We start from the raw sequence: 7047 nt of genomic DNA, 5'->3' as shown, positions 1-7047 counted from the left end.
CACAACGAAACGGGTTCCGCTTCCCGTCCCTCCCGCCGAAAGGCGGGCCCCGCACCCATTCAAAAATAGTCCACAACAAAAACGGGCAGGTTCCAAAGGAGCCTGCCCGAAATAGCCGTGCGGCGATTGAGAATTCCCGCTAATCCATGTTTTTGATCCGCGAAAAGTCCCCTTCATACCCGGCTTCGAGAATCGGCCTCATGTACTCGTCAACGAGGTCCGCGTTCAAGGGAACTGGCATGTTCTTGAGTTTGGATTCAAGGGCAGGGTTCTTGGCGGCCTTGAGGCAGCGGTCGATGTGCGCCGGGGTCATGTCGGGCAGGTCCTTGAGCTTGTCAGGAAAGCCTACGCGGAGGCTGAGTTCGCGCATGCCTCTGGCCACGGCCTCGCCGAGCTCGCGACCGGTGAGGGCGTCGAGATCTTCGGTGATCAGGCCGTGCTTGCGGTAGACTTCGCCCACGGTACGGACCTTGTGCTCGATGGCCGGGGCGAAGAACACGGTGTAGTACGGCTCCATGAGCGCGCAGGCGCGACCGTGGGAGACAACGTCCACGAGGGAGAAGCTGTTCAGGTGCGGGCCGCTGGTGCCGCCGACCATTATGGCGTAGCCGCCGAGGTCGGTGCCGAGACCGAGGTCCATGCGGGCTTCGGGGTCGTCCGGTTTTTCGGTGACGCCGAGCAGGCCGCGGATGATGAGGTCCACGCCAGCTACGCAGATGTCGCGGCATTTTTCCTCAATGTCCGGTCCGGCGCCGAAGTAGACCTCCACGCAGTGGCCGATGCCGTCAAAGGCGCCGTCCTGCGTGAGGCTGTCCGGCTGGCTGGTCGTCACGTCATAGTCGAAGACGCGCGGGTCGGGGTTAGGATCTCGTCGATGACCAGATATTTCTGGCCGTTGATGATGTCCGTGACGTTGGAGTACTTGGTCAGGTGTGCGCCGGAGCTGGCCGCAAGCATGACGGCCACGGTGGGCAGCAGGGTGCGGCCGTGTTTGTCCAGGGCCTCGGCAACCTTGCCCATGCCGAAGAAGGGGTTGATCTCCGGCTCCACGTCGCCGAGAGCGGCGAGGGTCACGGCGGACTTGACCGCGTCGATGCCCGAGCCTGCGTCCACGGTGACGATGACGTCCGGCTTTTTGTGCAGGATGTGCGACTGCATGCGGTAGACGTCTTCCAGCGGGGCGTTGGGATATGCGCCCTGACATTCGCCGACCACTTCGACTCCAGCTTCCTTGAGGGCCTTGAGGGCGCGCTCGCGGAGCGGGGCGAACCACGGACTGGTCAGGCGTCCGACAAACAGGGCGCGTTTGCCGAGCTCGGCGGTGTGGCGGCCGAGTTCCTCAAAAACGCCCAGTCCGTAGCTGTATGCGTCGCCGCGAAATTCGTTGAGAAGCTCCTGTGCTTTCTGTCTCGGGTCGTGCATCAGTTCTCCCCCTGGTCCTGTCCGATTCCGGCAAGTGCGCCGAGGCCGCCCTTGAAGATGAGTTTGGTGGCCAACTCGTCGGCGTGCTCGGAGATGTCCATGAGTTTTTCCAGTCCGTCGAGAATGGCGTGCCGCCGCTCCTCGTCGCCGTTGTCGAATTCGAACTCGCAGTCGCCGCCGGTCAGGTATTCCTGCAGCCTGTCGAGATAGTCAGTATCGATCATTGCGGTCCTCGCTAGTCGTGGTGATAGGGTATTCCCTTTTGTATGCAGGCCGCCCGGTAGAGCTGTTCCAGCAGGGTCAGCCGGGCCAGCTCGTGGGGCAGGGTCATGTCCGAGAGCCGGACGCTGTGCCGGGCTGCGGCCTTGACCTCGTCCGACAGGCCGAAAGGGCCGCCGATGACGAAGGTCGGCTCCACGCCGGGCATGTCCGTCCACTTGGTGAGGTTGGCGGCCAGCTTGCGCGATGTCAAGCGCTCGCCGTGCTCGTCCAGTATCACCAGCAGGTCGTTTTTCTGACCTTGGCGAGGATGGCCTCGCCTTCCTTTGCGTTGCGTTCCGGGGCCGGGAGCTTGCCGGGCCCGTCACGCACGATGCGCTCGTCCAGCCTGTAGAAGCGGGAGAGCTTCTTTTCGTAATGGGTGCAGCCCGCTACGTAGAACTTTTCCTTGAGCTTGCCCACCCATATGAAGTTGATGCGCCCGGCCGCCACTAGACGCTCTCCAGCGATGCGGAGACCGCGCTGCCGTTGAACTCGATGCGAACGTAGCCGCCGCCCGAGACCATGCCGGGATTGATGACCGGGGTTCCGGCAATGATTTCAATGCCCACACCTTCGTGGATATGCCCGGTTACGACGAGGTCGATGCGGGCGTGTTCTATGAAGTCCCGCACGGCCTGACTGCCCACGTGCAGGCCGTCGCTGATGCGGTCGCAGACGGTGTCCTTCGGCGGCTCGTGAATGCAGAGGATGCGGTGCGCGTAGCCGTCGCTGTCTGCGTCAGCCTCCATCAGCCACTGGGCGATGTCATCTTCATCCACCTCGCCGGGCGTGCCGAACGGGGTGGGCGTGGAGTAGCCTATGCCCATGAGGCAGAGGTCCGGGGCCAGTTCCATGACCTTGCGGTGCATGAGCACACCCTGTTCATCCAGATAGTTGGTGACTTCGTCCGTGTCCATATTGCCCGGCTGGGCGAATACCGTTCGGTTCACGGCCTGCATTTTGCCGAGCATTCGTTCGGCCTGCGGACGCATGCCCCGGTTGGTCAGGTCGCCGGTTATGATGATGCCTTCGGCCTCCCGGATGCCGGGAATGGACTCTATGACGGCGGTGCTCTCGTGTATGTCGCCGAATGCGATCCAGTACATTCAGTGCCTCCTTGCGGGTGCGTTTTGCTTGCTGTGTTCCGAAAAGCCGTGCGGCCTACCGGACAACGGGGACAGTAGCAGAAAAGCCGCGCACCCTCCATACCGCCGGGCTGGATTGTCCCGCGCTGCCGTGCTAAACAGGCGACATGGTTGCAAAGGATCAGCTCAGGGCCGAACTGCTTGGTCACCGACGGGCCATGGACGCGGAGGAAGCCGCACGGCGAAGCCATGATGTGCTCGACCAAATACGGTCGCTGCCCGAATGGAAGAACGCCCGCGAGGTGCTGGCCTACTGGCCCGCCCGCAACGAGGTGGACGTGCGTCCGCTCATTGCCGAGCTCTGGCAGCGCGGGGTGCGGGTCCTGCTGCCCCGGTGCAGGCCGGAACAACCCGGCAGGATGGACCTCGCCTGCGTGACCTGCGGCGAAGACTCGTGCCCGGCATGTATGAGATCATGGAGCCGGACAGGGCCTGCCCGGTGGTCACGGATTTCGCGCCCGATCTGGCCTTCATCCCCGGCGTGGGGTTTGACCGCATGGGCAACCGTCTCGGGCAGGGCGGGGGGTATTACGACCGCCTGCTGGCCTCGGAAGCCATGGCGGGCTGCCTGACCGTCGGCCCCTGCTACACCTTTCAGTTCGTGGAACATCTGGAAACCGATCCGTGGGACGTGCCTGTCCACGTGGTCGCCCATGAGGAAGCCGCATGCCGCAGATAGCGCATTTCCCTTTCTACTTCGACACGATCCCCGGCGTCAGTTGCGTCTTCACCACCCGGCTGGGCGGCATCTCCAACGAGCCGTTCGACGCGGCCAACCTTTCTTTCGAGGCGGGTGACAGCGTTGACGCGGTCATCGAGAACCGCGAGGCGCTCCAGCAGCAGCTCGACTTCGCGCACTGGGGCGAGTGCCATCAGGTGCACGGCACCGAGCTTCAGTTCAATCCCAAGCCGACCAGAGCGCACGACAAGCCCGTGCATCAGGCCGACGGCATGGCGACCATCCGCAAGAATCAGGCGCTTGTCATCAAGACCGCCGACTGCCAGCCCGTGCTGCTGGCGCATCGCTCGGGGAACATCATCGCGGCCCTGCATGTGGGCTGGCGGGGTAACGTGGCCAATTACCCCTTCACCGCCATAAGGCGCATCTGTGACGAGTATCGGCTTCAGCCGCGTGACTTCCACGCAGTGCGCGGCCCCAGCCTCGGCCCGCTGCGCGCGGAGTTCACGAACTTCGACAAGGAGTTCGGCACCAAGTTCAAGCAGTTTTACGACAGGAACACCGGCTGCGTGGACCTCTGGGCCCTGACCCGCTACCAGTTGCTGGCCGCGGGCGTGCCCGACGAGAACATCCACGGCGTGGACCTGTGCACCAACACCATGACCGACACCTTCTACTCCTACCGGGCCGCCCCTGCGCCCGAGCGGAAGACGGGACGGCAGATGGGCCTCATCTGGATGCGGGAGGAGCGCTAGTGGGACTCCTGACCAAGGTCCTCATTATCCTCGCGGCCATTTTGTTCCTTACCGGGCAGTTTACCCGCAACAAGGATAAGCGCATCCGCCAGCGGCAGAAGATCACCAACTGCTGCTTGGCACCATCGTGGTCATCATGCTCCTGACGCTCATCAACTCCATGGTCCGCTAGACACCGGCGCTTGACAGAATCCGCCAAGGCCCTACAGTGCGCCCACGAGGTGAGCATGATTAATCTTCTGGACCTGAGCTATTCCGAACTTGAGGCGTTTTTGACCGAACGCATGGGCCTGCCGCGCTTCCGCACCGATCAGGTGTGGCAGTGGCTGTGGCAGAAGGACGCCCGCGACTTCGAGGTCATGACCAACCTCGCCAAGCCCCTGCGCGAGAAGCTCGCTGCCGAGGCCGCCATCGTCTGGCCCGAGACCGAGACCGTGCAGGTCAGTCGGGACGGGACCACCAAGTTCCTCTTCCGCATGGCCGACGGCAAACTCATCGAGTCCGTGCTCATCCCCATGCAGGACCGCTACTCCCAGTGTCTCTCCACGCAGGTGGGCTGCGCCATGGGCTGCACGTTCTGCAACACCGGCCTGATGGGCTTTGAGCGCAACCTGACGCAGGGCGAAATCCTCGGTCAGGTGCTTGCTGCCCGGAAGTATCTTGAAGACAACGAGCTGATGCCGCTCAAGAGCCTCGTGTTCATGGGCATGGGCGAACCGCTCCTGAATTTCAAAAACCTCGTCAAGGTCCTCGAAACTCTTCCCAGCGCCAAGGGCTGAACATCTCATGGCGACGCTCCATGGTCTCCACAGTGGGCTTCCCGGAGCAGCTTGCCGAGATCGGCGAGCGGGAACTCGCCCAGATCGCCATCTCCCTGCACGCCCCGACACAGGAGCTGCGTGAGCAGATCATGCCCAAGGCCGCGCGTACGGACATCAAAGACCTTATCGCCTTCCTGCGCGACTACCCCGTGCGAAACAGGCTGCGCCTGACCATCGAGTACCTTCTGCTCAAGGGCGTCAACGACCAGCCGGAGCACGCCCGCCAGCTCGTCAAGCTGCTGAGCGGTCTGCGCTGCAAGGTGAACCTCATCGCCTACAATCCCACCGAGGATATGCCCTACGACGCGCCCTCCACCGAGACTGTGGAAGCCTTCCAGAAAATCCTCTGGGACAAGGGCATGACCGCCTTCATCCGCCGCAGCATGGGTGCCGACATCAAGGCGCCTGCGGGCAGCTCAAGGCTGACGCGCAGAAGTAGCCACCGTTCCACGTTACCGCGCGCACGAAAAGAGCCCCGTCAAACGACGAGGCTCCCGTGTGGCGTGTCTGATGATTTGCTATTTGCGCTTTTGCCTGTGTCCGGTCAGTTCCAGCTCCTCGAAGCGGAACTTGCGCCGCAACTCCGCTTCCTTGAAGCGGCGTTCGGCTTCCGGGGAGTCGAGGTCCAGCGAGGGGACGGGCGTGGGTTTGCCGTCATCGCCGAGCGCCACGTAGGTCAGGTAGGCGGTGTTGGTGTGGCGGATCTCGCCGGTCTTGAGGTTCTCGGCCTCCACGCGCACGCCGACCTCCATGCTGGTGGTGCCCACGTGGTTGACGCAGGCCTTGAAGGTCAGCAGCTCGCCCACGTAGGCCGGGGCGTTGAAGTTCATGCGGTCGATGCAGGCCGTGACCACGTTGCAGCGGCTGAGGCGCTTGGCCGCGATGCCGCCGCAGGTGTCCACATGCTTGAGGATCACGCCGCCGTGCACGTTGCCCGCGGGGTTCGCGTCCTGCGGCAGGGCGAGGTGCGTGGTGATGACGGCGGTCTCCGAAGACGGTTTTGGATTCATTGTTCTTCTTCCTTGTGCTTGCCGTAGCGCACGCGGGCTTCCCATACGAGCTTGCCCACGCGCTTGCCGAGGTCGGCCTGACGGGTGTGCACGAGCGCTTCTGCGGCTTCGCGATTGCGTCCCGCTTGAGCAGGGTGGCGGATTCAAGATCGCGAAGATACTGTTCGCACTCGCGGATGACACCGGACAGGTCGAGGGTTTCCAATTCCTTGGGCACTCTGACCGACTTGACCTTGCGGCTCATGGCACTCCTCCCGGTCTTCGGATTGTCTGACGAAATGATGACCGGGTGTGAGCGAAAAAGTCAAGTGCGTTGTTTTCGGGTGCCCGAGTACATTTCATATTCGAGCAGGCGGCATTCGATCTTGGCATTGAAGAACGGGATGCGCCGGGTGGTGCGCAGGCCGACCTTCTTGGCAAGGACGAGGTTGCCGGTGAAGATGTATCCCCAGTAGCCGCGGCAGGACTGCTTGAAGAAATCCCCGATGGCCGAATAGACCGGTTCGAGCGCTTTCTCATCACCAAGTCGCCTGCCGTATTCCGGGTTCAGCATGACCAGCCCGGGACCTTCGGGCACGTCGGTCTCGCTGAAATCGCAGACATCGAACTCGATGACGTGCTCCACCCCGGCGGCGCGGGCGTTGTGCCGCGCGGCCTCGATGGCTTCCGGGTCGTGGTCGGTGGCGATGATGCTGCCTTCGATGCCCTTGGCGCGGACCTTGGACGCCTCGTCGCGAAGCGTCTGCCATGCGTCGGGGTCGTAGCCGGTCAGGTGCATGAAGCCGAAGTTGTCGCGCAGGATGCCGGGGGCGCGGTTCAGGCCCATGAGGGCGGCCTCGATGGCCAGCGTCCCGGAGCCGCACATGGGGGCCACGAAGTGCTGGCCCTCGGCGGCCTTTTTCGGCCAGTGGGCGGCCATGAGGCAGGCCGCGGCGAGGCTCTCCTGCATGGGAG

Annotated in this window: 9 protein-coding genes and 4 pseudogenes; 5 read left to right on the top strand and 8 right to left on the bottom strand. The window is 63.3% G+C overall.

What is annotated here, in order from left to right:
- Positions 1–139: 139 nt before the first annotated feature.
- The 5 genes and pseudogenes from JCM12178_RS21300 to JCM12178_RS16295 form a co-directional block, all read right to left on the bottom strand.
- On the bottom strand, positions 140–832 hold the full coding sequence (locus tag JCM12178_RS21300) for a dehydroquinate synthase/iron-containing alcohol dehydrogenase family protein (protein ID WP_218185661.1): 693 nt from the start codon (positions 830–832) through the stop codon (positions 140–142).
- Positions 829–1422 (bottom strand): iron-containing alcohol dehydrogenase, encoded by a 594-nt coding sequence (locus JCM12178_RS21295; RefSeq protein WP_218185660.1) that lies wholly within the window; start codon positions 1420–1422, stop codon positions 829–831. Before JCM12178_RS21295 ends, JCM12178_RS21300 begins: the two co-directional genes overlap by 4 nt.
- Positions 1422–1646 carry a hypothetical protein gene (locus tag JCM12178_RS16305; RefSeq protein ID WP_054652947.1) on the bottom strand — a complete coding sequence of 75 codons (225 nt, stop codon included), beginning with the start codon at positions 1644–1646 and terminating at the stop codon, positions 1422–1424. Before JCM12178_RS16305 ends, JCM12178_RS21295 begins: the two co-directional genes overlap by 1 nt.
- Positions 1647–1657: 11 nt before the next feature.
- Positions 1658–2133: pseudogene (locus tag JCM12178_RS16300) on the bottom strand (23S rRNA (pseudouridine(1915)-N(3))-methyltransferase RlmH).
- Positions 2133–2789 carry a metallophosphoesterase family protein gene (locus JCM12178_RS16295; RefSeq protein WP_054652945.1) on the bottom strand — a complete coding sequence of 219 codons (657 nt, stop codon included), beginning with the start codon at positions 2787–2789 and terminating at the stop codon, positions 2133–2135. Before JCM12178_RS16295 ends, JCM12178_RS16300 begins: the two are co-directional and overlap by 1 nt.
- Positions 2790–2935: 146 nt before the next feature.
- Between JCM12178_RS16295 and JCM12178_RS20075 the strand changes: the two are divergent.
- The 5 genes and pseudogenes from JCM12178_RS20075 to rlmN all read left to right on the top strand — a co-directional run.
- Positions 2936–3145 (top strand): annotated as a pseudogene (locus tag JCM12178_RS20075) (5-formyltetrahydrofolate cyclo-ligase); the annotation flags it as partial.
- Between the two features lie 86 nt (positions 3146–3231).
- Positions 3232–3507 (top strand): 5-formyltetrahydrofolate cyclo-ligase, encoded by a 276-nt coding sequence (locus tag JCM12178_RS20070; protein ID WP_245628832.1) that lies wholly within the window; start codon positions 3232–3234, stop codon positions 3505–3507.
- A complete protein-coding gene (locus tag JCM12178_RS16285) occupies positions 3495–4262 on the top strand; it encodes a purine nucleoside phosphorylase YfiH/LACC1 family protein (protein ID WP_054652943.1) in 768 nt (255 codons plus the stop codon). Before JCM12178_RS20070 ends, JCM12178_RS16285 begins: the two co-directional genes overlap by 13 nt.
- Complete coding sequence (locus JCM12178_RS18495; protein ID WP_157054972.1) at positions 4262–4408, top strand: hypothetical protein; 147 nt, start codon at positions 4262–4264, stop codon at positions 4406–4408. Before JCM12178_RS16285 ends, JCM12178_RS18495 begins: the two co-directional genes overlap by 1 nt.
- An 81-nt stretch (positions 4409–4489) precedes the next feature.
- Positions 4490–5522: pseudogene (gene rlmN, locus JCM12178_RS21290) on the top strand (dual-specificity RNA methyltransferase RlmN).
- A 79-nt stretch (positions 5523–5601) separates the two neighbouring features.
- Here the strand turns inward: rlmN and JCM12178_RS16275 are convergent.
- From JCM12178_RS16275 to JCM12178_RS16265, 3 genes and pseudogenes are all read right to left on the bottom strand, one after another.
- Positions 5602–6093 (bottom strand): acyl-CoA thioesterase, encoded by a 492-nt coding sequence (locus JCM12178_RS16275; RefSeq protein ID WP_054652949.1) that lies wholly within the window; start codon positions 6091–6093, stop codon positions 5602–5604.
- A pseudogene (locus JCM12178_RS16270) lies at positions 6090–6337 on the bottom strand (hypothetical protein). The gene JCM12178_RS16275 and the pseudogene JCM12178_RS16270 overlap by 4 nt, the downstream one beginning before the upstream one ends.
- A 60-nt stretch (positions 6338–6397) precedes the next feature.
- Positions 6398–7047 (bottom strand): THUMP domain-containing class I SAM-dependent RNA methyltransferase (locus JCM12178_RS16265; protein ID WP_369404547.1); only part of this gene is annotated, 650 nt, incomplete at its 5' end.

Source organism: Salidesulfovibrio brasiliensis JCM 12178 (genome assembly GCF_001311825.1).
GTDB lineage: Bacteria > Desulfobacterota > Desulfovibrionia > Desulfovibrionales > Desulfovibrionaceae > Pseudodesulfovibrio > Pseudodesulfovibrio brasiliensis.
The sequence above is the reverse complement of the archived record's forward strand: the minus strand, read 5'-3'. Positions and strand labels throughout refer to the sequence as shown.

What these genes read in the sequence shown, in the direction of transcription:
- JCM12178_RS21295 (WP_218185660.1), bottom strand. Translation starts at nt 1,422, where the DNA reads ATGCACGACCCGAGACAGAAAGCACAGGAGCTTCTCAACGAATTTCGC.
- JCM12178_RS16305 (WP_054652947.1), bottom strand. Translation starts at nt 1,646, where the DNA reads ATGATCGATACTGACTATCTCGACAGGCTGCAGGAATACCTGACCGGC.
- JCM12178_RS16295 (WP_054652945.1), bottom strand. Translation starts at nt 2,789, where the DNA reads ATGTACTGGATCGCATTCGGCGACATACACGAGAGCACCGCCGTCATA.
- JCM12178_RS20070 (WP_245628832.1), top strand. Translation starts at nt 3,232, where the DNA reads ATGTATGAGATCATGGAGCCGGACAGGGCCTGCCCGGTGGTCACGGAT.
- JCM12178_RS16285 (WP_054652943.1), top strand. Translation starts at nt 3,495, where the DNA reads ATGCCGCAGATAGCGCATTTCCCTTTCTACTTCGACACGATCCCCGGC.
- JCM12178_RS16275 (WP_054652949.1), bottom strand. Translation starts at nt 6,093, where the DNA reads ATGAATCCAAAACCGTCTTCGGAGACCGCCGTCATCACCACGCACCTC.